General features: G+C 48.6%; 21 protein-coding genes. 14 read left to right on the top strand and 7 right to left on the bottom strand.

Translation table 11 applies throughout. From position 1 onward, the window contains the following. Positions 1-24 precede the first annotated feature (24 nt). From AC4QZR_RS14870 to AC4QZR_RS14830, 9 genes are all read left to right on the top strand, one after another. Entirely contained in the window at positions 25-1,170 is a 1,146-nt protein-coding gene (locus AC4QZR_RS14870; protein ID WP_494481623.1) for a glycosyltransferase family 4 protein, read from the top strand. Positions 1,171-1,322: 152 nt separating this feature from the next. Continuing rightward, positions 1,323-2,285: a GNAT family N-acetyltransferase gene (locus AC4QZR_RS14865; protein ID WP_494481622.1), complete on the top strand. Its 963-nt coding sequence runs from the start codon at positions 1,323-1,325 to the stop codon at positions 2,283-2,285. A gap of 6 nt (positions 2,286-2,291) precedes the next feature. Then, entirely contained in the window at positions 2,292-3,515 is a 1,224-nt protein-coding gene (locus AC4QZR_RS14860) for a hypothetical protein (RefSeq protein WP_494481621.1), read from the top strand. A gap of 110 nt (positions 3,516-3,625) precedes the next feature. Then, complete coding sequence (locus AC4QZR_RS14855; RefSeq protein ID WP_494481620.1) at positions 3,626-4,609, top strand: polysaccharide deacetylase family protein; 984 nt, start codon at positions 3,626-3,628, stop codon at positions 4,607-4,609. A gap of 38 nt (positions 4,610-4,647) precedes the next feature. Then, on the top strand, positions 4,648-5,817 hold the full coding sequence (locus AC4QZR_RS14850) for a glycosyltransferase family 4 protein (RefSeq protein WP_494481619.1): 1,170 nt from the start codon (positions 4,648-4,650) through the stop codon (positions 5,815-5,817). After that, the gene (locus tag AC4QZR_RS14845; protein ID WP_494481618.1) at positions 5,804-6,421 is read left to right on the top strand and encodes a sugar transferase; all 618 of its coding nucleotides are present in this window, start codon (positions 5,804-5,806) and stop codon (positions 6,419-6,421) included. Before AC4QZR_RS14850 ends, AC4QZR_RS14845 begins: the two co-directional genes overlap by 14 nt. Before the next feature lie 174 nt (positions 6,422-6,595). Then, positions 6,596-7,201 (top strand): acetyltransferase, encoded by a 606-nt coding sequence (locus AC4QZR_RS14840; RefSeq protein ID WP_494481654.1) that lies wholly within the window; start codon positions 6,596-6,598, stop codon positions 7,199-7,201. Next, positions 7,198-8,331 carry a DegT/DnrJ/EryC1/StrS family aminotransferase gene (locus AC4QZR_RS14835; protein WP_494481617.1) on the top strand — a complete coding sequence of 378 codons (1,134 nt, stop codon included), beginning with the start codon at positions 7,198-7,200 and terminating at the stop codon, positions 8,329-8,331. Before AC4QZR_RS14840 ends, AC4QZR_RS14835 begins: the two co-directional genes overlap by 4 nt. Before the next feature lie 344 nt (positions 8,332-8,675). Then, a complete protein-coding gene (locus AC4QZR_RS14830) occupies positions 8,676-10,607 on the top strand; it encodes a polysaccharide biosynthesis protein (RefSeq protein WP_253402813.1) in 1,932 nt (643 codons plus the stop codon). Positions 10,608-10,715: 108 nt separating this feature from the next. Here AC4QZR_RS14830 and AC4QZR_RS14825 read toward each other — a convergent pair whose 3' ends face one another. The 4 genes from AC4QZR_RS14825 to AC4QZR_RS14810 form a co-directional block, all read right to left on the bottom strand. After that, a complete protein-coding gene (locus tag AC4QZR_RS14825) occupies positions 10,716-11,060 on the bottom strand; it encodes an endonuclease domain-containing protein (RefSeq protein ID WP_494481616.1) in 345 nt (114 codons plus the stop codon). A gap of 104 nt (positions 11,061-11,164) precedes the next feature. Beyond that, entirely contained in the window at positions 11,165-12,436 is a 1,272-nt protein-coding gene (gene fahA / locus AC4QZR_RS14820) for a fumarylacetoacetase (RefSeq protein WP_494481615.1), read from the bottom strand. A gap of 312 nt (positions 12,437-12,748) precedes the next feature. Beyond that, positions 12,749-13,015, bottom strand: coding sequence for a NifU family protein (locus AC4QZR_RS14815; protein WP_188502076.1), 267 nt, complete (start codon positions 13,013-13,015; stop codon positions 12,749-12,751). Positions 13,016-13,020: 5 nt separating this feature from the next. Beyond that, positions 13,021-14,124, bottom strand: coding sequence for an Mrp/NBP35 family ATP-binding protein (locus tag AC4QZR_RS14810; RefSeq protein WP_494481614.1), 1,104 nt, complete (start codon positions 14,122-14,124; stop codon positions 13,021-13,023). Positions 14,125-14,761: 637 nt separating this feature from the next. Between AC4QZR_RS14810 and dnaG the strand changes: the two genes are divergently transcribed. Continuing rightward, a complete protein-coding gene (dnaG, locus tag AC4QZR_RS14805) occupies positions 14,762-16,690 on the top strand; it encodes a DNA primase (protein ID WP_494481613.1) in 1,929 nt (642 codons plus the stop codon). A gap of 1 nt (position 16,691) precedes the next feature. Here dnaG and AC4QZR_RS14800 read toward each other — a convergent pair whose 3' ends face one another. Further along, the gene (locus AC4QZR_RS14800) at positions 16,692-17,624 is read right to left on the bottom strand and encodes a glycosyltransferase family 2 protein (protein WP_494481612.1); all 933 of its coding nucleotides are present in this window, start codon (positions 17,622-17,624) and stop codon (positions 16,692-16,694) included. A 238-nt stretch (positions 17,625-17,862) separates the two neighbouring features. On the opposite strand from AC4QZR_RS14800, the gene AC4QZR_RS14795 reads away from it, so the two are divergent. Further along, positions 17,863-19,104 carry a bifunctional 3,4-dihydroxy-2-butanone-4-phosphate synthase/GTP cyclohydrolase II gene (locus AC4QZR_RS14795; protein WP_494481611.1) on the top strand — a complete coding sequence of 414 codons (1,242 nt, stop codon included), beginning with the start codon at positions 17,863-17,865 and terminating at the stop codon, positions 19,102-19,104. 237 nt (positions 19,105-19,341) lie between these two features. Continuing rightward, on the top strand, positions 19,342-19,989 hold the full coding sequence (locus AC4QZR_RS14790) for a hypothetical protein (RefSeq protein ID WP_494481610.1): 648 nt from the start codon (positions 19,342-19,344) through the stop codon (positions 19,987-19,989). 11 nt (positions 19,990-20,000) lie between these two features. Here the strand turns inward: AC4QZR_RS14790 and AC4QZR_RS14785 are convergent, their stop codons facing one another. Then, positions 20,001-20,771 carry an ABC transporter permease gene (locus tag AC4QZR_RS14785; protein ID WP_494481609.1) on the bottom strand — a complete coding sequence of 257 codons (771 nt, stop codon included), beginning with the start codon at positions 20,769-20,771 and terminating at the stop codon, positions 20,001-20,003. A gap of 7 nt (positions 20,772-20,778) precedes the next feature. Then, on the bottom strand, positions 20,779-21,669 hold the full coding sequence (locus AC4QZR_RS14780; RefSeq protein WP_494481608.1) for an ABC transporter ATP-binding protein: 891 nt from the start codon (positions 21,667-21,669) through the stop codon (positions 20,779-20,781). A gap of 368 nt (positions 21,670-22,037) precedes the next feature. Between AC4QZR_RS14780 and AC4QZR_RS14775 the strand changes: the two genes are divergently transcribed. Beyond that, positions 22,038-22,625 carry a DUF3267 domain-containing protein gene (locus AC4QZR_RS14775; RefSeq protein WP_494481607.1) on the top strand — a complete coding sequence of 196 codons (588 nt, stop codon included), beginning with the start codon at positions 22,038-22,040 and terminating at the stop codon, positions 22,623-22,625. A gap of 186 nt (positions 22,626-22,811) precedes the next feature. Continuing rightward, positions 22,812-24,026, top strand: coding sequence for a dipeptidase (locus tag AC4QZR_RS14770; RefSeq protein WP_494481606.1), 1,215 nt, complete (start codon positions 22,812-22,814; stop codon positions 24,024-24,026). The last annotated feature ends 141 nt before the right edge of the window (positions 24,027-24,167 follow it).

Genomic DNA, 24,167 nt, shown 5'->3' with positions numbered 1-24,167 from the left:
AGAGTCCTTCACTTAATCAAATCTTTGGGCCGAGGTGGCGCTGAAATGTTGTTGCCGGAGACCTTAAAAGTGCATGATCGGGAGCAATTCGACTTTCATTTTGCTTATTTTCTTCCTTGGAAAGACCAGATGGTACCCGCCATCGAATCTTTGGGGGCGAAGGCGATCTGCTTCAAGGCAAATAATAATCTACAAATGTTTCAGCGGGTAAATACTATCAGCCGCTATGTACAGGAGCATCAGATTGATGTGATTCATAGCCACCTGCCTTGGGCTGGCGTGATTGCCAGGTTAGTGGGTAAGAAAACAGGAGTACCTATCGTCTATACTGAACACAATAAGTGGGAGCGCTATAACAAGATTACGTATTGGCTGAACAAGCTCAGCTTTGGCTGGCAAGACGCAGCCGTGGCGGTTTCGGATGATGTGCAGCAGTCTATACGAAAAAATGCCGATGCCAACTTCCGTGAGCTTGATCTGCCGGCTGTGCAGGAAGCCAGGGTCAACGGGAAAGCACAGCAACCCTACCTGCTTAACATATTAAATGGAGTCAATACAGCAAATTTTATGCGGGATCAGCCGGCGGGGCTTCAGACACGGCAGGAACTAGGAATACCGGCTGATGCCCCTGTGATTGGGACTGTATCTGTATTTCGTTTTCAAAAGCGCTTGGATGTGTGGTTGGAGATTGCTGCAGATATCCTGAAAAGAGTGCCCGAGGCGCATTTCATAATTGTAGGGGACGGTCCTCTTAAAGAAGAACTACTGACGAAGAGAAAGGCCTTAGGTATAGAAGATCGATTGCACATGCCTGGCCTCAAAACCGATGTAAAGCCCTACTTCAGCGGCATGGATATTTACATGATGTCCTCCATCTTCGAAGGCTTACCTATCGCCTTATTAGAAGCCATGAGTTGTGGTTGCGCTGTAATTAGCACCAAAGCTGGTGGAGTTGAAGAAGTGGTGGAAACTGGTAAGAGCGGTCTTCTTTGTGAAGTGGATGATTATATGAAACTGGCTGATTATGGCGTGCAACTACTGCAAAACCATGAGCAACGTAAAGCCCTCGCAGTTGGAGCCCGCCAACGGGTGCAGACCGACTTTAGTATAATTAAAATGGCAAAGCAACTGGAAGAGTTATATTTGTTTTTGAAAGAGGAGAGGGGATAAACAGGTACCAACTGCCCTTAGTTACTTCATGCTTGGGCAGGGACTTCCTCTTGCAAAATTGTCATCCCCTGCCCCCTTCAGATGGGAACTTACATATACATGAATTTCCCTCTTGATAGGGGTAGGGGGATGTATAACAATGAAAAGAAACCATGCGAATTAGAAAAGGAACAGAAGCGGATGTCCCAGCTATCGTAGAACTTTTAAAGTCATCATTGGGTGAAGGACTAATTCAAAAGTCTGAAGCCTTGTGGAACTGGAAACATGTGCAAAATCCTCATGGTGCTTCACCAGTTCTGGTAGCAGATGCTGATGGACAGGTAGTAGGCGTGCGCGCCTTTCTTCGCTGGCAATGGCAGTACAAAAGGCGAGTTCTTCAGGCTATTCGTGCAGTCGATACAGCTACACATCCGGATTTTCAGGGAAAGGGCATTTTCAAGAAATTGACTCTGCAGGGGCTGGAGGATGCTAAAGCAGCCGGTATACATGTGGTTTATAATACACCAAATGAAAGCAGTAAGACCGGTTATTTGAAAATGGGTTGGATCGAGATGGGGCGAATGGCATTGAAGCTGAAAGTAAATCCTTTAGCATATAAACGACAGGCAGTGCCCGTTGCTCCAGCACAGGATTGGGATAAGTTAGCAAAGCTTCTACCAAACCTCTCCAACCCAATTGCTAAGGCCGACCAAGCTCAAACCTTGTTGAGTCCAGATTATGTGCAGTGGCGCTATCAAAATAACCCACTTTTTGATTATTTCTACTTATCTGATTATAGTTCTTATGTACTGTTCTACCGGATCAAGCCTCACAATTTCGGGCAGGAGATGCGGGTAGTGGACTTGTTTATTGACAAGAATTCGTTTGACAGAAAGTCACGAAGCGAATTGGCAATTTCCTTTAAGCAGATTAGCAGCGCTTGTTTTCTTACATCTGCATCAGGGAGGCACTTCGAGCTTACAAATGGTGTTTACCCAAGTATGGGCCTACTGCCGATTCTAGATAAAGGACCTATTGTGACGTTGCGCAATGTTGGTCTACAAGAAGATGTGTATGATGAATTAAGCAGGCAGGAAAATTGGGGTTATGCCTTAGGAGATATGGAGTTATTTTAGTGTAGCATGATAGGGGCGCTTCTCTTACTTTTTGTACTTTATTTTATCAATCAAGCTATTTTAAATAGTTATCAGAAGAAGTTTCCTTTCTTCTCTGTGCAGCTAATGAATAAATTGTATTGGTATCATATGCTGTTTTGGGGAGTGTATTATATCTACACTATTTTCAATAGATCTGACTCTAAAACATATTTTGATAGAGCTGCAGCTTATGAAGGTTCTTGGATAGATATATTAAAATCAGGTACAACCTTTATTAACTTTTTAGCTACTCCATTTGCAAACAATTTGAGCTTCAGCTATGAAATGATTATGCTTTTATTCGCATGGTTTGGTTATATAGGTTTTATTCATTTCTATATTTTTTTTAAGGAGAACGTAAAACTTAAAGTTCAACTTTGGGGATTTGATCTATTAATCATATTATTATTCCTGCCCAATATGCATTTCTGGACAGCTTCCTTAGGTAAAGGGTCTGTAATATTTATGGGGTTAGGCTTATTCGCCTACGCTATGCGCTTTCCGCAAAAACGTATGTTGGCTTTAATATTTGGGTCGTTTATAGTGTATATGATTCGACCGCACATGTTCCTGTTCTTGGGTGTTGGCGCAGTGCTTGGGTACTTTACAGGTCGGGAGAAAGTACCACTATATCAGAAGATTATTGTTTATGCAGCCTTCGTAGGTGGTATATTTGTGTTATCTGATCAAATTCTTGCAATAGCGAATATTAACGAAGAAGATGTAGTTGGTAGCTTTGAAGATTTTGCGACAACTCGTGCAACTGGATTAAGTAGGAGCGCAGGTTCTTCTGTTGATTTAAATAGTTATCCACTTCCCCTCAAACTTTTTACGTTCTGGTTCAGACCATTATTTGTAGATGCTCCTGGTGCTTTGGGAATTTTTGTGTCTTTCGAAAATCTACTATATCTCCTTCTTGCCTGGAAGCTTGTTGACAAAGACTTTATTCCTTTCCTCAAAAACTCAACTTCCTTAGTGAAGATGAGTTTGGTTATCTTTATTAGTTCATCTGTTGCACTCTCTTTTGTTATGTCCAACTTGGGCATAGCCATGCGGCAGAAGAGTATGGTGATGTATTTTCTGTTTTTTGTAATCATTTCGTTTTTAGAGTATAAAAAACAGAAGAAAATTAATCTGTTTCAATTGAGGAAGAGAAAGCTGGAGGAGCAGGATCGGTTAATTAATTTGACTTCTGCTAGTTCATCATAGACTTTAATTTACTATTCTCAAGCAATAACGCTCCCCTGCCCCCTATCAAAAGGAGATACCAACCACCCCTAACCCCTCTTTGCCTAAGGTGAGGAATTTTAGCAAAATTTATGACCAACAATATCCCTGTCTTCACCATCTCCCTAGATTTTGAGCTTTATTGGGGCATTTTTGATAAAGTTACCTTAGTGGAACGGAAGCAGTACTTTGCGAATACGCGCAGAGTGATACCGGAGATGCTGGCGCTTTTTGAAAAACAGCAGGTGCAGGTAACATGGGCTACGGTAGGAATGCTCTTTGCCAACGACTGGATTGACTGGTCCAACACTATACCTGCACTCCGCCCTTCGTATCAGAATGACCAACTCTCTGCTTACCGGCTGAAGGAGGAGTTTGGCCGTGATGGCAGCCTGAAAGATTTCTTTTTTGCGCCAGAGTTGGTGCAGCAGATCCATCAAACATCTTCCCAGGAGATGGCTACCCATACCTTTGCGCACTACTACTGCCAGGAAGCAGGGCAGACGCTGGAGCAGTTCCGGCAGGACCTGAAGGCGGCGCGAGGTATAGCTGCTAGGCAGGGGATGAAGTTGGAATCACTTGTCTTCCCTCGTAATCAGTTTAATAAACAATATCTGCGTGTCTGCCTCGAAGAGGGTATTAAAGCAGTCCGTTCTAACCCGAAGGACTGGTTCTGGAAGCAGACAGTGAAGGATACGCTCTTGAATAAACTGTTCAGGACCGGAGACGCTTATTTGCCGCTTGGTAGCAGAACTTCGTTTCCGCTGTCATCACTCAAATTGGAAGCAGGTATGCCCTTGGCTATACCTGCCAGTCGCTTCTTGAGACCGGTAGATGGTAGGAGAGACATCCTGAACAAATTGCGTCTAAACCGCATCCTGTTAGAAATGACTGTAGCTGCCAAGCACAAAGAATGCTATCACCTCTGGTGGCATCCCCACAACTTCGGTAGCTACCCTGAGCGCAGTATGGCTGATCTGAAGATCATCATCGGTCATTATAAAAAGCTGCAAGAAGAATATGGAATGCAAAGCTTGAGCATGAGGGGTATATATGAGTATATAAGCAGTAAGTAATTTGTTTACCTTTGCACCCGAAAACAAATTTTACCCCAATGCCCCCAGTACTCATCCGCATCACTACGGTACCTCTCTCCCTACAAAAGCTGATCACAGGTCAGTTGCCCTATATGCGCTCTAAAGGTTTTGAGCCGGTGATGGTATCGGCTACAGGGCCAGAGGCTGAGGCAGTAGAGCGTGAGCAGGAAACGCCTTTGATCGAGATAGGTATGACCCGTAAGATTACCCCGGTGCAGGACCTGAAAGCGCTCTGGCAATTCTATCGACTCTGCAAAAAGCATAAGCCAGCGATCGTGCATTCTCATACGCCTAAAGCAGGGATTATCGGTATGCTCGGCGCGAAACTGGCTGGTGTGCCGGTACGTCTGCATACTGTAGCTGGTCTGCCGCTGATGGAAACAAATGGCAAGACCCGTCAGGTGCTGGAAGCAGTGGAGAAGCTCACCTATGCATGCGCTACCAAGTTATACCCGAACTCAACTGTACTGAAGGACTTTATTCTGGAAAGCAGGTTCTGCGGACCAGAGAAAGTGAAGGTGATTGGCAACGGAAGCAGCAACGGTATTAATACAACCTTTTTCAGTAGAGAGCAACTGAATGCTCCCAAACTGGAGGAACTGAAAGCGCGGCTAGGTATAAAACCCGATGATTTTGTATTTGTATTTATCGGTCGCCTGGTAAAAGATAAAGGCATTCAAGAGCTTGTGAACGCCTTTAAAAAACTTCAAGGACAGCATCCACAAATAAAGCTTTTGTTGGTTGGACCCTTTGAACAGGATCTTGATCCGATTGAGGATCATATTCTGAAAGAGATTGAAAATAACCCGGCCATACTGTCGGTTGGTTTTCAGCATGATGTGCGGCCATACCTGGCAATCAGTCAGGCATTGGCATTTCCTTCTTACCGCGAAGGTTTCCCCAATGTGCCTATGCAGGCCGGTTGCTTTGATTTGCCAAGTATCGTAACAAACATCAACGGATGTAATGAAATCATCCAACACGGTGAAAACGGTTTGATCGTGCCGCCTAAGTCGGTGGAAGAACTTTACGCTGCTATGCTAACCTTTATAAGCGATAAAGAAAGTTTTGCTTACATGCAGTTACAGGCTCGGCGCATGATCGTGGAGCGCTACGAGCAAACCCATTTTTGGGAGCTTTTATTACAGGAGTACCAAGCCCATCTGAAACAACATGAACTTATATAGTCGATTCTTTAAGCGCCTGATCGATTTTGTGCTGAGTCTAAGCGCTTTTATCGTGCTGCTTCCTATCTTTCTGGTTGTAACGCTGCTGCTGGCTATTGCTAATGATGGCAAGCCCTTCTTCCTACAGCCGCGTCCGGGCAGGCATGGACGCATCTTCAGGGTGATCAAGTACAAGACTATGAATGACAAGCGGGATTCAAAGGGTAATTTGCTACCGGATGCTGATCGCCTTACCCCTATAGGTTCCTTTGTTCGCAAAACTTCCCTGGATGAAATACCCCAGCTCCTAAATGTGATCAAAGGGGAGATGTCCTTGATTGGTCCCCGCCCTTTACTGGTAGAGTACCTGCCGCTTTACAATGAAACCCAACGCCGTCGCCACGAAGTGCGCCCCGGCATTACTGGCTGGGCGCAGGTAAACGGCCGCAATGCCATCAGTTGGGAAGAGAAATTTCGCTACGATATATGGTATGTCGATAATATCTCTTTTTTGCTGGATGTGAAGATTATTTTCATGACCATTGGAAAAGTGTTTAAGTCGGAGGGGATAAGTGCAGAGGGGGTTGCTACGATGGAGCGGTTTAGGGGGACACCTCACCAGTAAAGTTCAGTTCCAAACTAATCCAGCCTTAAACCATAGACAGTTCAAACTGTCATCTCGACAATAGGAGAGATCTAGGTGATTTCAGAATTTGAGCACTATTCCAGATTTCTTATTACATTCGAAATGACAAACTGAGAATTCTTACCTTTGCATCACACCATATCTGAACCTACCATGTACCTGTACGGCGCGAGCGGACATGCGAAAGTGATCATCGATATCCTGCGGGATATGGGTATACCTGTGTTGGGTGCCTTTGATAGAAATCCTGCCATAAAGGAAGTGGGTGGTATACCTGTGCTGGGTCCTGAGGTGGAGCAGTATGTGGAAAATCCTATAGTCATCAGCATCGGTGATAATGCTATTCGCCGCCGAGTTGCTGAACAACTAAAGCTGGCCTTTGGCAAAGCCATCCACCCTACAGCAATTATCTCACCTTCTGTTACCATTTCAGAAGGTACTGTCGTGATGCAGGGAGTCATTATACAGGCTGACGCTCAAATCGGGCGGCATGCGATCATCAACACAGGGGCCAGCATCGACCATGACTGTGAGATAGGCGACTTTGCCCATATCTCACCGGGAGCGGTGCTGAGCGGGAACGTGCAGGTAGGGGAGGGTACACACATTGGTGCTGGTGCTGTAGTGATTCCAAATCTGAAAATAGGGAAGTGGTGCAAAATAGGCGCGGGCGCAGTCGTAATACGCGATATACCTGATGGCGTGACTGCCGTAGGCAATCCGGCCCGAATTATAAAAGAACATCTGACAAACATATGAATCTAAAGATCTGGCTCTCTTCCCCGCACATGGGAACAAACGAGTTTAAGAATGTTAAAGAGGCTTTTGATACCAACTGGATCGCGCCGCTTGGTCCGCATGTAGATGGCTTTGAGTGTGACCTGGCCGACTTCTTGAGGGAAGGTATGCATGTGGCGGCGCTGAGCTCAGGCACGGCGGCGCTGCACCTGGCGCTGATTATGCTAGGGGTGAAGGCGGGTGATGAAGTGATCTGCCAGAGCATGACCTTTTCGGCCTCAGCCAACCCGATCGCGTACCAGGGCGCCATCCCAGTATTTGTGGACAGCGAGGACCGCACCTGGAACATGTCACCTGACCTGCTGGAACTAGCTATACAGGACCGACTGCGCAAAGGCAAAAAGCCGAAGGCGATCATCGTGGTGCACCTATATGGTATGCCAGCCGAAATGGATCGCATCATGGCCATAGCCGACCGCCACGAGATACCGGTGGTGGAGGATGCTGCTGAGGCGGTGGGCTCTTCTTTCAAAGGGCAGAAGCTAGGGACTTTCGGGGCCATGAGTATCCTCTCGTTCAACGGAAACAAGATCATCACAACATCAGGCGGTGGAGCGCTGGTTTCGAACAACGAAGCCTATATCAAGCAAGCTCGTTTCCTGGCGACACAGGCCCGCGATGCGGCTCCGCACTACCAGCACTCGCACATCGGGTATAACTATCGCATGAGCAACGTGTGCGCTGCCATCGGCCGTGGACAAATGGATGTGCTGCTGGAGCGTGTACAGCAACGTCGCGCCAACTATACCTTCTATCAGAAGACGCTGGCTGCTATACCTGCGATTCAGTTTGCAGAGGAGCCCAATGTGGAGTATTACTCCAACCGCTGGTTGAGCACAGTGCTGGTAGATGATAGCCAGGGGATAAGCCGTGAGGACATCCGCCTGGCACTGGAGAAGGAGAACATCGAATCGCGCCCACTCTGGAAGCCGATGCACTTGCAACCGGTATTTGCCAACGCGCCTTATTATGGCGACGGGACCAGCGAGCGCTTGTTTGACCAGGGACTGTGCCTGCCTTCGGGGTCCAATATGACGGATGAGGAACGGGAACGAGTAGTGGACTGCATCAAAGCCTGTTTCGCCCGATAGAAAAGATAAATTATAAATAAAATCCGGCTGTGCTTTAGCATAATATGCAAAGCACAGCCGGATTTTTACGTATAGGTAGTAGCTGTTTCAATTGAGAAACAACAAGTTAAAAACTGAGTTTTCAGTTTTTTTCTCTAATTTTGGACGGCATATGTATCTTTTAGATTGTGAAGGATATAATTATGCTGGTGAAGCTGCGTTAAGGTTTAGTTAAGGTATGAACTGTTAACTAAATTCTGATGTGACTGGGAACTTTTAACTGTACAAAACAGGTATTAATTTAAATTATAACCTACTCCAGCCTTTTGCCGTAACCTAAGCTCTTCTCTACCCGAGACTACCGTATGAAAACATTTTTACAGAACAAAGCTTTACCAAAATGGATCATTCTGATCATCGATCAAGTCATCTCTACCTGGTCTTTTGCTTTGTCTTTCTTCATCATCCGCCAGTTTGACTTCGAAACAATTCTGCGCGGCCACTTCTTTGTGTATAGCGGCATATACCTGGCAATTTCTGTCATTGTATTTTACGCGATGCGCATCCACACCGGCCTGATCCGCTACTCCAGTACCGACGACATCTACCGTATCTTCACGGCCGTTTTGATGGCCAGTCTACTATATGGGGCCATTATAGGCTTTTGGGTTTCGCCAGAACTACATATTGACTCTGTGAACATCTACGTTGTGCTGCTGGTCAACTTCTTTATCAGTTCTTCGGTGCTGATCATGATGCGCCTGGGAGCGAAGGCCCTGTTCTACTATATCAAGCGCGGTGCCAGCGGCGACAAGGAGTCAATTCTGATCTACGGAGCCGATAGTTTTGCCATTCTAGTGAAACAAGCGCTGGAACTCAGCAATGCGGGTCGCCTGAATATTGTAGGTTTTGTCGATGACAACCCCAACAAGATCGACAAGCACATCCAGCAGAAGCGAGTGTTTCATATCAACGATATTGAAAAACTGCAGCGGAAGCTGAAAATTGATAAATTGGTTATCCTGAGTGAAGACCTGAAATCGGATGCCCGCAAGAATGCGATCGAAACCTGTGTAGAGCTAGGTATAAAGGTAGTGACCGTGCCACCGACGGAACAGTGGATGTCAGGCCAGTTGCGCATGAACCAGATACAGGATCTGCGTATTGAAGACCTGCTACAGCGTCCGCCGATAGTGATCGAGAACGACAAAATATCAGCTGATTTGGCTGGTAAGCGCATACTGATCACAGGAGGTGCCGGTTCAATCGGTTCAGAGATCGTGCGTCAGGTACTTACCTATAAACCAGAAATGGTCATCATTTGTGACCAGGCTGAGTCTCCTTTGCACGAGCTGCAATTGGAAATGGAAGAGCACTTTCCGGATGCTAACCTGAAGCTTTGTATTGCTGATATCCAGAACTTCAACCGCATGTATTCCCTATTCAAGGAATATAATCCGCAGATGGTATACCATGCTGCAGCCTATAAGCATGTGCCGATGATGGAATGCAATCCTTCTGAAGCAATCCTAACGAACGTAATGGGGACCAAAAACCTGGCAGATCTTTCGATGACCTTCGATGTAGAGAAGTTTGTAATGATCTCTACGGACAAAGCGGTAAACCCAACCAATATCATGGGTGCCTCAAAGCGTATCGCCGAGATCTATATTCAGTCGCTCAACAACATCAGTGCGCAGCCAAAACTGCAGGACAACGTGAAAGGTACCGCCCTGCAACAGACCCGTTTCATCACCACCCGCTTCGGCAATGTGCTAGGATCAAACGGTTCTGTTATCCCACGTTTCCGCTCCCAGATCGAGAAAGGCGGTCCGATCACAGTAACGCACCCGGATATCACCCGCTACTTCATGACCATACCGGAGGCAGTACAGTTGGTGCTTGAAGCCGGCACAATGGGCAAAGGCGGCGAGATCTTTATATTCGACATGGGGCAACCTGTGAAGATCGTGGACCTGGCTCGCAAGATGATCAAACTAGCCGGCCTGACCGCCAACGATATCGAGATCGTGTTTTCAGGCCTGCGACCGGGTGAGAAGCTGTATGAGGAACTTCTGAACCAGGAAGAACTTACCATCTCGACCCACCACGAAAAGATCAAAGTGTCGAAAGTGCGCGAGTATACCTACAACAAGGTCCTCGCCAGCATCAACGAGCTCCTTAACCTCAACAAAGACGGTGATGAGTTGGATACTGTTAAGCAAATGAAAAAGATCGTTCCTGAGTTCAAAAGTAAAAACTCGAGGTTCGAGGAACTGGACTCGATGGTGCAGTAAGACCTCAATTTTCTATAAAACAGCAGAAGGCCCGGATTCAATCCGGGCCTTCTGCTGTTTATCCTATCCAACCACCCCTAACCCCTCCTTGTTTAAGGAGGGGGACCTTTACCTACTAAAGCTGCTGTTTATTTCGTGTAGTACTGCCTCCAATTTTTCGAAGATCTCTCTATTTTCGAACCGAAGCACTTTGATGCCTAAACTGCCTAAAGTGGTATCGCGCTGAAAGTCTAAGTTATGCGCTTGGGCGCTATGGTGGACCTGCCCGTCAAGCTCTAATGCTAAGTTCTCAGATGGGCAGTAGAAGTCGAGAATGTTGTGCTGTCGCCTGAACTTGCGACCTTGCTGCTGACCACCTTTTAAGTATTTCCAAAGCTCGCCCTCTGCAGGTGTTGCATCATTCCGAAGGTCCCTACGCTTTTCTTTTAAGTATCCTCTGTTGTGAAGTGTCATATGCCTTTAGTTAGCTATCACTAGACAACAGTCGGAGTCCAAAAATTCCCCGCCTTAGAAAAGGAGGGGTTAGGGGTGGTTGGACACAGGCCAACCAAACCAGCTTACAATGCCGGCAACACCATCGCTCTCACTTCTCCAAAACCAACTCTTATCCCATTCCTCTCAGCGAAGCCGCGCATGATCACGGTATCGTAGTCGTTGATGAATTTGCGCTCTGTGCCATCGGATAGTTGGATGGGCTGCGTGCCGCGCCAGGTGAGTTCGAGCATGGAGCCGTAGGAGGTCTTGTCTGGGCCGCTGATGGTGCCGGAGGCGTACATGTCGCCTACCTGTATGTTACAACCGTTGCTGCTCTGGTGGGCCAACTGCTGGTTCATGTTCCAGTACATGTACCTGAAGTTAGACCGGCAGATGCTGTTCTCTTGTCCGTCCTCAGGTTTCAGGAGTACCTCCAGGTTAATATCATAGTTATGTTCGCCATGGAACTCCAGGTATGGCAATGGCTTCGGATTCTGCACAGGGCCCTTCACGCGGAAAGACTCAAGGGCATCAAGTGTAACTACCCAAGGCGAAATGGAAGAGGCAAAGCTTTTGGCCAGGAAAGGCCCTAAAGGTACGTACTCCCAGGTTTGCATATCACGGGCAGACCAGTCGTTGAAGAGCACCAGACCAAAAATATAGTCATCAGCTTCATTCGGGCTGATCATGTCGCCCAGTTTGGTTTCCCGGCCTGTGATAAAGGCTACTTCTAATTCAAAGTCGAGTAGGCGGGACGGACCGAAAGTCGGGGCATCGGCGTCGGGCGCTTTGGTTTGGCCGTTCGGACGACGTATGTCGGTGCCTGATACGATGATAGAAGAAGCTCGGCCATGGTAGCCAATCGGGATGTGTTTCCAGTTTGGCAGCAGGGCATTTTTCGGATCGCGGAACATGGTGCCCACATTGGTGGCATGCTCGATGCTGGAATAGAAGTCCGTGTAGTTACCCACTTTCACCGGCATCAGCATGCGAACGTCACTTCGCTTAACGAGGCATTCCTGCATCAGCCTGCTGTTGCCACTGATCTCGTCGTTGTCGTTGCGCAACAGCTCCGACACGCGGTTGCGAACGGCACGCCAGGTTGGTTTGCCCAAAGCGATAAAGTCATTCAGGTATGGGCGGTGAAAAACCGTTGGGTCAATGTCGAGGAGTTCGAACAGGTTGTGCTGAGCGACCGCATAAAGATCCAGCACATAGTCACCGATGGCCACGCCAACACGCGGGTCTTTGGTGGCTGACGCAAAAATGCCGAATGGAAGGTTTTGTATCGGGAAGTCGCTCTCAGGTGCTATTTCGATCCAGGAATGCAGGGAAGGGTCGTTCGCTTTTATCATAGTGCAAGAAAATCTGGGTTGTCAGACAAAGATAGAGATTTTGAAGGGCATGGGAAAGATGAAAGTTTTATGGGTAAATTGAATATACATAAATGTCTCTGGTTATCCCTTCCATTTAAGCGAAGCACTAATCTGTGGTTTCACAATTTTACGCATGCCCTCTCTTACGTGGCGCGAGAGAGGGCAGAGGCAAAGCTATACCTAGAATCATGGACGGCTATACCTACCTAGACCAACAAAAAAGGCAGGTGCCGATTTCTCAGCACCTGCCTTAAGTCTATTGTGTTTTGTCAAAACTCTTTTGTCAAATAACTACCCCAGCGGTATCACATTTACAGCCTCCACGGCTCTGATTTCGGGCACTGCCTTCAGCACAGACTGCTCTACACCAGCTTTGAGTGTCATGGTAGACATCGGGCAAGTGCCACAGGCGCCGAGCAACTCCAACTTAAGAGTCATATCATCGGTTACTTCGAGCACTTTCACGTTGCCGCCATCAGCTTCCAGGTAGGGCCTGATCTGATCGAGGGCACTCTCAATGCGAAGTAAAAAATCGTTGTCAACGTTAATGGTAGCCATTTGTCTTAGCTTTTAATTTCTACTGGTTGTGTTTTGGCCAAAGTCGCGTTGCGAACAGACACCTGCTGCGCAACAGCCTGGGCCAACTCTCTGAAAACACCGGAAGCTGGAGAATCGTTCTGCAAGGCCACCGGAGTTCCCGCATCACCGCTCTCGCGGATGCTCTGAACCAGCGGTACCTGGCCTAATACCGGTACATCGAACTTCCTGGCCAGGTTCTGACCACCTTCCTGTCCAAAGATATAATATTTATTCTCAGGAAGCTCGGCTGGTGTAAAGTAAGCCATGTTCTCAACCACACCCAGCACCGGCACATTGATCTGTGGCTGGCGGAACATCTGCAGTCCTTTCTGGGCATCGGCTATCGCTACTTTTTGTGGTGTTGTCACAATTACGGCGCCCGTTACCGGCAGCACTTGCACCATAGTCAGATGGATGTCGGATGTTCCCGGAGGAAGGTCGAGGAGCAGGTAGTCCAGTTCGCCCCACTCCACATCCGATATGAATTGCTTGAGCGCTGAACTCGCCATCGGGCCACGCCAGATCACCGCATGATCAGGAGGCGTCAGGAAACCGATGGACATCAGTTTCACGCCATATTTCTCAACGGGGATGATGTAGTTCTTGCCATGATCGCCCTGCACCATGCTCGGACGCTGGTCTTCCACACCAAACATAGTAGGTATAGACGGCCCGAAAATATCCGCATCGATCAGGCCTACTTTAGCGCCAGACTGCGCCAAGGCAATAGCCAGGTTGCTCGTAACCGTAGACTTACCAACGCCGCCTTTTCCGGAGGCCACAGCAATGATATTTTTCACACCGGTAAGTACTTCGCTACTGCCTGCGCGACCAGAAGTCACACGGGAAGTCATGTTCACGGTTACTTCTGCCTCTTTGTCCACCATGGTATGGATGGCGCGGATACAGGCATTGCGGATGAGGTCTTTGAGTGGGCAGGCAGGTGTGGTCAGGATAACGGTGAAGCTTACGTTCTTGCCGTCTACCTGTACATCCTCTATCATGTTCAGGGTCACAAGGTCTTTGCCAAGATCCGGCTCCTCGACATAGCTGAGGGCTTTGAGTATATTTTCTTTCGTAATTGCCATAGTGTTAAAGCTTTTGTGAAGCCTTACAAAGATACAAACAAAAAAACTTTAAACATGATTTAGCGGGGTATAATAGGTATAGCGCGGTACGATTGCATAACGTTCTTTTTGCCAGGACGTGTTAGCGTTGCGGGGGCTGTAGGTATAGCGACTAACATTGCTTTGTAACTTCGCCTGTGCGGCGGGCACTTACTTTTTGTCTTGACACTAATCGAGGGCCCCTTCCCCGAAAGTAAGCAAAAAGGTCAAGACTCCCCGAACGCTCAAACAGTGGGTAGTCATTTAGGTGCACCTAGTTCAGGTGATTTGCTTCGTATTGTCAGTAAAAGTTAGTCCTGCTATACCTGCCAGTGATGTCTGCCACGGAGCTATACCTAACAACTGGCAGTAGCAGAAAATATCCTCTTGAGAGGGGCAGGGGTGTGTTAGAGGAAGTTGTTATCTACTCTTCGTAAGCTAAGGGATATACCTTTAGGATGTTACAATTAGAAAAGTCCTCCTTGTGGGTAGGGGCCCTCGGCAAAGATGGGGTCAGGGGGATGTTAATCATTGAGGAATCCTGAAAATCCTGATCTAGCCTTATAGCAATTCAACAACTTAAACCCTTATATTTGTAACCCCTCAAAACAGCATTCCCATGTCCCTGATCCCAAAAGAAGTAGTCGACCAGATCCTTGCCCAGGCCGATATAGCGGAGGTGGTAGGGGACTTTGTGTCACTCAAGAAGAAGGGACAAAACCTATGGGCGAACTGCCCTTTCCATCACGAAAAATCGCCATCCTTTTCAGTGTCGCCGGCGAAGGGTATTTACAAATGCTTCGGTTGCGGTAAGGCGGGTAACTCCGTGCAGTTTATCATGGACGTGGAGGGCACAAGCTTTCCGGAGGCGCTGAAGTACCTGGCCAAAAAGTACGGCATTGAGGTGCCCGAAGATGAGCCTAACCCGGAATATGCCCGGGAGCAAAGTGAGCGCGATAGCCTCTACATCGTATCCGATTTTGCCAGCAAGCATTATCAGCAATTGCTCCAAAATCACGAGGAGGGAGGCATAGGACAATCCTACCTGAAGGAGCGTGGACTCAGTAATAACACGATTAAGAAGTTTGAGCTCGGGTATAGCCTCGATGCCTGGTCTGACCTGACTGATGCCGCCCTGAAGGCTGGGTATAAGCAAAAGTACCTGGAAGCGACAGGGCTGACCATCGTGAAGGAAGATGGAAAGAAATACGACCGCTTCCGGGGACGTGTCATGTTCCCGATCCATAATATTTCGGGACGCGTGATTGGCTTTGGTGCCCGTACGCTGAAGAGCAACGACAAAAAGAGCCCGAAGTACCTCAACTCGCCCGAGTCGGAGATTTACCACAAGAGTAATGTGCTCTACGGCATGTACCAGGCCCGGCAGGCGATCCGCATGCAGGACACCTGCTACATGGTGGAGGGTTACCTGGATGTGCTTTCATTGCACCAGGGAGGTATAGAGAACGTAGTAGCTTCGTCGGGTACCTCGCTCACCGAAGGGCAGATTAAGCTCATCGCCCGCTATACCCAGAACATTACAGTGCTCTACGATGGCGATGCGGCAGGTATAAAGGCCTCTCTCAGAGGTATAGATCTGATCCTGGAAAACGGATTAAATGTGAACGTGGTCACTTTTCCGGCTGGAGAAGACCCGGATTCCTACATCCATAAGGTAGGCGACGAGAAGTTCAAGGCCTATGTGTCAGAGCACGCGCAGGATTTTATTTCCTTTAAGACTAGCCTGTACGCCGAGGAGTCGAAGGGCAATCCGGTGAAGAAGGCGGAAGCGATACGCGAAATCGTCACCTCTATCTCGAAGATTCCGGACCCGATCAAGCGTTCGGTTTTCTTCCAGAGCTGCAGCCTCATCTTCGATATCGATGAGCAACTGCTGATTTCGGAATACAACAAGATGCACCTGCAGGAGCGCCAGCAAAAGCAGCAACGCTCGGGTAGTCCGGAGGATCTGGCAGAAGCGGAAGCCTATGAAGCAGAGCAGCTAGAGGCTGAAAAGCCAGCCACAGAAGCTGATAGCCTCAAACGCTACGAACGCGAAATTGTGCGGATGCTGCTCAACTACCCTGATAAGGTGCTGGTGGATGGCCAGAATACCTGCCAGTACATGCTCGAGCAGCTGGAAGATGTAGAGTTCCGCACACCGCTCTATGCCCGCCTGATCGAAGTGGTAAAGGAGAAGCTGCTGCAGGGTGTTATACCTGCGGCGGATGACTTTATTAATTATCCGGACCAGGAAATACGAACTGAAGCAACCAACCTGCTCTCAGACCCCTACGAACTTTCCCAAAACTGGGAAACCCACCAGATTTACGTGCCACACGAGTCAGATCTGCTGCCCTACGGTGCTGAACGAGCCGTGCTGCGCCTGAAATGGCGCAATGTGCAACTCCTCATGAAGGCCGAAATGGAGAAGCTCCGCCTGGTGACAGACCCCACCGAGCAGGACCGCGTGCTGCAGGTCATCTTCCAGCTCAAATCCTTTGAAAAGCAGATCGGGGACTTGTTGGGAATTGTGGTGAATAAGTAGCTTATATTGTCGTTTTACTGCCAAAAAACAAGCGCTTCATTCTGCTAAGCAATAAGGCTGCTTTTAGTTTTCTTTTTAGATTTGCGGTAGGCCGGTAATAGAAAGCCTTGAAAATAGAATCAATGAAAGGCTTGCCCAAGGGTTTATTCATAAGGATATAGCCTTCGGCCTGTAGGAGGTAATGCTCAGCCAGAAGACTAATGTAAGTCTGCCGAGAGATCTGTTTCACACCCGATTTATCCCGTCGTGCCATCGCATTCTGAACGGCAACCAGTTTTTCATCCCTAGACTTGTTAAAGCCTTCATAGCCTCTGGAGGCACCACGGGTACTAATTCTAAAAAAGTATAATGGTTTCGCGATGAAGATAACATCGCCAACCTCCTCAAGCTTGTAAACTATATCTTTATCATCTGCTACCTTAAAAAAAGGGTCATAGCCGGGCGACAGATTGTAGTACTTCTTCTTATAAGTGAGTAAGTGGCTGATCTTATCTTCTATAATGTCTGAATAGGCTACCTGTCCACTTTCAAATAATTCAAATGGTTGAAGCAGATTGTCACAGTTGTAATGCTGTGTATAAACGATACTAGCTTCAGGGTGTAGCTGATGAAGAGGTACGATTTCCTCCATAGCATTGGGAGCTAGGTTGTCATCATGATCCAATATAATAATAATTTCGCCGGAGCTATTCCGCACACCCGTTCCCTTTGCATGGCTTACCCCTCCATTAACGGCTAATGGAATAAGCTTATACCTGGTTCTGAACGCACTTAAGGCAATGATTTGTTTTAGTACTTCTAGGGTGTTATCTGTGGAACAATCCTCTACTAATACAATCTCCCAATCAGTATAAGTTTGTTGCTCTACTGACTGTAATGTGTCAATAATTAAGTCTGGATTATTATAACAAGCAATGACAACCGAGCATTTCATATTTGTACAGGGGAGGTTACAAGAGTGGTATGCAGTGTAAAAATAGATAATGTTTCTTTAAGAGGCGTGTATTTTCTAACTTTGCTCGGCATCATGAGGGAATAGAAGCTGAGGTTTTGATACAATTACCCCAATTGAACAATGCACTAGTTTTTGTAGTTCTGTAAGAAGCGCTACGAATTTACCGCAAAGCTAAGCTAACGATCAATTAATCAGCTAGCTGTATTTAAGTAAACACATGGAAACTAATTCACTAGAGCCTATCAAGCTCGATTCAATAGAAGACGCGATCGAGGACATCCGCCAGGGTAAGATTATTATTGTGGTGGACGACGACGACCGCGAAAACGAAGGCGACTTTATCTGCGCGGCAGAGAAGGTGACCCCGGAGATCATTAACTTTATGGCGACGCACGGTCGCGGCCTGATCTGTGCCCCGCTTACCGAAGAGCGATGCGATGAACTGGGGCTGGAACTGATGGTGGGTCGCAACACGGCCCTGCATGCCACGCCGTTCACGGTGTCAGTTGACCTGATCGGGCACGGCTGTACGACCGGTATATCAGCTTCTGACCGCGCCAAGACCATCCAGGCGCTGGTTGATCCTTCTACCGATCCACATTCACTGGGCAAGCCAGGGCATATTTTCCCGCTCAAGGCGAAGAAAGAAGGCGTGCTGCGCCGTGCAGGCCATACGGAGGCGGCCGTTGACCTGGCGCGCCTCGCAGGACTGGCTCCTGTCGGCGTGCTGGTTGAGATCTTGAACGAAGATGGTACGATGGCCCGTCTGCCAGACCTGGTGAAAGTGGCGGAGCGTTTCAACCTGAAACTGATTTCCATCAAAGACCTGGTAGCGTATCGCCTGAAGAAAGAAAGCCTCATTGACCGTGAGATAGCAGTAGAATTGCCAACTGATTTCGGAAATTTTGACCTGTATGCCTTCACGCAGCGCAGTAACGGTGCCAAGCACCTGGCCCTGGTAAAAGGAAGCTGGAATGAAGATGAGCCTGTGCTGGTGCGTGTGCACTCTTCGTGCGTGACGGGTGATATTTTCGGCTCGTGCCGCTGCGATTGCGGTCCACAGCTACATGAGGCCATGCGCATGGTAGAGCGCGAGGGCAAAGGCGCGATCGTGTACATGAACCAGGAAGGACGCGGTATTGGGCTGCTCAACAAACTGAAAGCCTACAAACTGCAGGAGCAGGGCCGCGATACCGTAGAAGCCAACCTGGAACTGGGCTTCGGTATGGACGACCGCGACTACGGCGTGGGTGCTCAGATCCTGCGCGACCTTGGTGTGAAGAAGATGCGCCTGATCACAAACAACCCGAAAAAGCGTGTTGGTCTGATCGGCTACGGGCTGGAGGTAGTGGAAAATGTGCCGATAGAAATCGCGCCAAACCCACACAACCAGGGCTACCTGACTACAAAGCGTGACAAGTTAGGTCACGAGATACTGAAAAATACGGTTGTGCGCTAAGCAGTCTTCGTTAAAATAGAACACCAAGCCCGTGCCATTAGGCACGGGCTTTTTTTTGCACCGGACTTCCTGTAGCCTTTAAATATAATTTAGTGAATGGCCTATCCCGTATCCGGTTTATTACGTTTAGAATTGTATGTAAACTTTTGTATAACAATAGGTTAGGTGGGATGTGTTGAGGTTTGTTATTTGCATTATTTAATGTTTAGGTAGATGAGAGGACTGGGGACTAAATATTTGTTTTTCACGCTATTTGTAACTTTTGCCTGTGGTAGCATACAGGGATGGGCACAGGGTCAGTTGGGGTTCGATACAGAGCACTGGCTTTATGGAAAAGTTGTACTGGTTAACGGCGATAGCTTGCAGGGGGCTGTGATCTATCACCCTGCTGAGGATGTCGTGCAAATAGCATCAGAAGATGGTGCCATCAGTTCTTTCTCGGCCGTCAATGTCAGTTATTTTATGATAAGTGGCGTGTATAATGGCAAGCCACAGACCTTTCGGTCCCTTCCCTGGAACAGGGGGAGTCTGGAAAGCGATTTCAGGGTGCCGGTATTCTTTGAGCAGATCAACCAGGGGGAGTTCGTACTGATGAAACGATATGTGGGGGTGACCGGCACAGAAGCAGATAAGCAGTATGCGACAGCTTCTTTACAAACGAGTTACTTTCCCCATTTCGCCACAGAAGGCAATAAATTTCAGGAGGTGCTGTACATGCTCTTGCCCAACGGTGAGATTGTGCAGTTACGCAAGCCCAGAAAAGACCTGCTCAAACTATGCGGCGTTCATACAGGAAAAGTGAAGCAGTATGCCAAGTCCAAAAAGCTCGACTACAGTAATTCCAAGGACCTGCTCAGTATTGTAGATTATTATAATACGCTTTAAAGCCAGGGCCTTTATAGGTCGCGGAGGCGCACCAGCAGGATGGAGGCCAGCACGAGCAACGCGATATAGAACAAGGCGGGCAGTACTGCCCATGCCGGGCTAAGCGCCAATGTGGGGCTGGTGAGGCCATCAATAATTTCCTGCCCCGGAGTAGGCGTGAGGCTACCAAAAACTTTCATGGGCATAAAGCGGTCGATACTGTCATCGATCTGGTAGTGTATGATCGGCTCCACGATCTTGGACCAAGCCAGGAAAGCGATGATGGCTAGTCCGCTTTTGCGTATCAGGAAAGCGAAGAACATGGCTAAACACATGTACCCGACAGCCTGCACAAAGAAATAGGAGAGGTAATCGATTTTGCCGAAGATGGCGCCTATACTGGTGTCTTTGCTGTAGATCAACCCGAAAAGCAGGCCCATGATCAGCAAAAAGATAGTCCCGGTTGCGGCCAGGCCCAGCGTAACATAAAATTTTGCCAACACTGCCTCAGTGCGGGAGCGCCCGTCTATCACCTGCTGCCGAAGCGTGCGGAAACTATACTCGTCTGTGATCAGCACAATGACCAGTATACCTAACAAGAGGTTAAAGAAATAAGCGATATAGGAGAAGCGCATCCACAGGTTAGGGAAGTCATAGAGCGACTTGCCCAGCGACTGCCCGCTCACCATGAAGCTGCTGCTAAAATAGATCAGCAGTACTTGCAGCAGCACGTAGGTGGCCATGATCACCCAGAAAGTCGGGTATTGGAGTATCTTTCTGAGCTCGGTTCTAATCAGGTTCATGCGGGGCTTATTTTTGGGTGATTTCAAGGAACTGCGCCTCGAGGCTTTTGCGGCGCACAAGCAGTTGCGAGAGCACGATGCCCTGTGCAAACATATCGCGGTTGAGGTCGGTACTGGTGTAGCCATCGGAAAGCGTGAGGCTGATGGTATTCTTGTCCTGGGCAAATCGCACAACGTAAGGTAAGCGCTCCAGCAGTTGCAGCACAGGAGCCAACTCTTCGGCACTGATCAGCAGCTGGTCCTGCGCAGAGAGGATGTCGCCCACTGGTCCATTGGCTTTAAGCTTGCCTGACTGCAGCACCGCTACGTGTGTGCATACCTTCTCGACCTCGTCGAGCAAGTGGCTGGCCAGCAGGATGGTCTTGCCCTGCGCGGCGATCCGGGTGATAAGGTCGCGCACCTCGGCTATACCTTGTGGGTCGAGGCCGTTGGTGGGTTCATCGAGCACCAGCACTTCCGGGTCATTGAGCATCGCGGCGGCCAGAGCCAGGCGTTGTTTCATACCCAGCGAGAAGCCTTTGAAGGTTGTGTGGCTCCGTGTACCGAGGCCTACCATGTCGAGCATTTTGTTGATGTGCCGATGGTCTGCCTGCTTAGTGTCGGCCACTACCTGTAGGTTTGCTTTGGCAGTCAGGTAGGGGTAAAAATTGGGCGTCTCGAGCAGCGCACCCACTCGCTGTTTAGTTTCTTTGCTGATAGAACGCCCAAACCACAGATAACTGCCACCGCTTGGCCGGATCACGTCGAGCACCATGCCCAAGGTAGTGGTCTTGCCGCTGCCATTCGGACCTAGCAACCCATAGATGCTGCCCGCCTCCACCTGGAGTGTCAGTCGGTCGACGGCCTGCAGGCTTCCGAATTTTTTTGAGAGTTCGTCAAGGTATAGGACTGTTTCCATAGCGGGGAGTCGTTTAGGCAAATATAGCCTTTTTCTGATACTGATAAGAAAAGCAACCCGCTAAGGTATAGGAAATATGTCGATCGGCCAGGTATAGCCTATCAGAAGCAGTTGGTTATGGCTGGAATTAAGGGAGACAGGAAGATATACCTATCAGGTGTGGTTATGCTGAAACGTAGTGCTTCTGGCTCTCTGCACAAGCCAAATGAGGTAGCCCAATTCCAGCATGGCAGCATTTCGATGATCTTGACAACAAACGGCAGGGTGGTCGTTCGTGTGATTTTTGTAATAAAACCCAAAGGGCTAAAAGGATGAAAACCAACGTGATTATTTGTCTATTTTTACTGCTTATAAGTGACGATTAGCGCATGGAAGCAGAAAAATACAGCAAAACAGAACTGAGTATAACCGCTGCAGAGGCCAATGTGCGGGCGCTCTTTTTCATCATACCGATTTTGGTCATCTATGGGGCGGCCTACTGGCTCATCTGGCCCGAACAGTTCGGTACACAGCATCTGCGACAACTCGTGCAAACGCAACGGGATTTGATGATGATCTCGCCTATCATCATGCTGCTGGTCTTTGTGCTAGGGGCAGTGGTGCACGAGTTGCTGCACGGGATTACATGGGCGGTCTTTTGCAAAAATGGGCTCAAATCGATTAAATACGGTGTGCATTGGAAAATGCTGACGCCTTACTGCCACTGCAAAGAAGTGCTGCCGCTCAGGCACTACGCGATAGGCGGGATGATGCCGGGCCTGGTAATGGGGCTGCTGCCGGCGCTGGCAGGTATAGCCATGGGCCATTTTCTGCTCTTTCTTTTCGGTTTGTTCTTCAGCATAGCCGCTGCCGGCGATTTGTTGATCCTCTGGATGCTGCGCCACCAGCACAGCTCCGACCTTGTGCAGGACCACCCGGATAAGATCGGTTGCTATGTGTTGAGTACGAAGGTATAGCCGTAGTAATCCCTGACCTGTGTATCCTCGGAAGAGCTTGGTTTGCTCTTTTATACCTATATTCTATACCTATACCTGCGGCCATCCAGGCTAGTTTCTTCGAATACTTTAATCTGATCACGGTGAATCGGGTGCTGTAGGAAAGTCGCGCCTTTTTACTATATTTAAGGTATGGCTCTTTGGTACATGAAGCATCAGACTATAAATTATAAGAAACTACTGGGCGGAGGCCTGGCGCTGGCAGCCCTGCTGTGCAGCAATCTGCAGGCATCGGCACAAGACTACAAGCAACTGCACGAGAAGGCGATTGTGGTAGACACCCACAACGATGTGCTGATCTCGGTACTGGAAGGTTTGCGACTGGAAGACGATTTGCGCGGTAAAACGCACTCTGACCTGGCCCGCTTTAAGGAGGGTGGGGTAGATGTGCAGGTGTTCTCTGTCTGGAGCGATGAAACGTACGGTGATGGCAAAGGCTTTAAATTCGCCAACCTTCAGATCGACTCGCTTGAGGCCATCGTGCGCCGTAATCCCGACAAAATGATGCTTGCCCGCACACCCGCCGACATAGAGCAGGCTGTTGCGCAAAATAAAATGGCCACTATGATCGGGGTGGAGGGCGGCCACATGATGGAAAGCAACCTGAAATACCTGGAAGCTCTACACAAGCGCGGTACCAGCTACATGACCCTGACTTGGAACAACTCGACGCCCTGGGCGACCTCTGCCATGGACGAGACAAGTGGCAAGCTGCCCAAGAACCGCAAGCCTGGGCTGACAAAATTTGGTAAGCAGGTGGTACGCAAAATGAACAAGCTCGGTATGCTGGTCGACCTGAGCCACGTAGGCGAGCGCACTTTCTGGGATGCCATGGCTACTACCACCAAACCGGTGCTGGTTTCGCACAGTTGCGTGCACCATTTCAACCCGCACTCCCGCAACCTGAAAGACGACCAGATACAAGCCATCGCCAAAAACGGCGGCGTGATCCACCTGAACTTCTTCTCCGGCTTCCTGGATCCGGAGTATGATAAGCGCATGAACGCTTTCCGGGCCAATCACAGAGCGGAAGTAGACTCGTTGCGCAAAGCAGGGGCGAACTCTATCCAGATCTCTGATTGGGCCATGGCAAACTACCCCGAAGAAGCTTCCGAATTGCGTCCGCCACTCTCCCTGCTGATGGACCATCTCGATCATATCGTAAAGTTAGTTGGCGTTGATTACGTGGGCCTAGGCTCCGACTTCGATGGCATTACGTCCACTCCACAGCAGTTGGATAGTGTAGCAGATATGCCTGTCATCACCCGTGAACTGCTTGCCAGAGGGTATAGCGAAGCGGACATCAAAAAAATACTTGGCGAAAACTTCCTGCGTGTGCTGCGAGCGAACGTAGCTTCTTAAACAGGTATAGGTAAAATGTAAAAAGCTCAGGCGCTGTAGTTAGCGTCTGAGCTTTTTTTATTATGTAGCAGCCGCTGTTGCGAGCATAGCTAGAACTGTTGTGGATAGCAACCATTGTCGCAGGTATTGCTGGTGTGCTGT

It is taken from the genome of Pontibacter sp. YIM B11418 (assembly GCF_059278805.1).
The sequence above is the reverse complement of the archived record's forward strand: the minus strand, read 5'-3'. Positions and strand labels throughout refer to the sequence as shown.

Bases quoted from the DNA above. Each gene is read 5' to 3' on its own strand.
- AC4QZR_RS14865 (WP_494481622.1), top strand. From the start codon at position 1,323: ATGCGAATTAGAAAAGGAACAGAAGCGGATGTCCCAGCTATCGTAGAA.
- AC4QZR_RS14860 (WP_494481621.1), top strand. From the start codon at position 2,292: ATGATAGGGGCGCTTCTCTTACTTTTTGTACTTTATTTTATCAATCAA.
- AC4QZR_RS14855 (WP_494481620.1), top strand. From the start codon at position 3,626: ATGACCAACAATATCCCTGTCTTCACCATCTCCCTAGATTTTGAGCTT.
- AC4QZR_RS14850 (WP_494481619.1), top strand. From the start codon at position 4,648: ATGCCCCCAGTACTCATCCGCATCACTACGGTACCTCTCTCCCTACAA.
- AC4QZR_RS14845 (WP_494481618.1), top strand. From the start codon at position 5,804: ATGAACTTATATAGTCGATTCTTTAAGCGCCTGATCGATTTTGTGCTG.
- AC4QZR_RS14840 (WP_494481654.1), top strand. From the start codon at position 6,596: ATGTACCTGTACGGCGCGAGCGGACATGCGAAAGTGATCATCGATATC.
- AC4QZR_RS14835 (WP_494481617.1), top strand. From the start codon at position 7,198: ATGAATCTAAAGATCTGGCTCTCTTCCCCGCACATGGGAACAAACGAG.
- AC4QZR_RS14830 (WP_253402813.1), top strand. From the start codon at position 8,676: ATGAAAACATTTTTACAGAACAAAGCTTTACCAAAATGGATCATTCTG.
- AC4QZR_RS14825 (WP_494481616.1), bottom strand. From the start codon at position 11,060: ATGACACTTCACAACAGAGGATACTTAAAAGAAAAGCGTAGGGACCTT.
- fahA (WP_494481615.1), bottom strand. From the start codon at position 12,436: ATGATAAAAGCGAACGACCCTTCCCTGCATTCCTGGATCGAAATAGCA.
- AC4QZR_RS14815 (WP_188502076.1), bottom strand. From the start codon at position 13,015: ATGGCTACCATTAACGTTGACAACGATTTTTTACTTCGCATTGAGAGT.
- AC4QZR_RS14810 (WP_494481614.1), bottom strand. From the start codon at position 14,124: ATGGCAATTACGAAAGAAAATATACTCAAAGCCCTCAGCTATGTCGAG.
- dnaG (WP_494481613.1), top strand. From the start codon at position 14,762: ATGTCCCTGATCCCAAAAGAAGTAGTCGACCAGATCCTTGCCCAGGCC.
- AC4QZR_RS14800 (WP_494481612.1), bottom strand. From the start codon at position 17,624: ATGAAATGCTCGGTTGTCATTGCTTGTTATAATAATCCAGACTTAATT.
- AC4QZR_RS14795 (WP_494481611.1), top strand. From the start codon at position 17,863: ATGGAAACTAATTCACTAGAGCCTATCAAGCTCGATTCAATAGAAGAC.
- AC4QZR_RS14785 (WP_494481609.1), bottom strand. From the start codon at position 20,771: ATGAACCTGATTAGAACCGAGCTCAGAAAGATACTCCAATACCCGACT.
- AC4QZR_RS14780 (WP_494481608.1), bottom strand. From the start codon at position 21,669: ATGGAAACAGTCCTATACCTTGACGAACTCTCAAAAAAATTCGGAAGC.
- AC4QZR_RS14775 (WP_494481607.1), top strand. From the start codon at position 22,038: ATGGAAGCAGAAAAATACAGCAAAACAGAACTGAGTATAACCGCTGCA.
- AC4QZR_RS14770 (WP_494481606.1), top strand. From the start codon at position 22,812: ATGAAGCATCAGACTATAAATTATAAGAAACTACTGGGCGGAGGCCTG.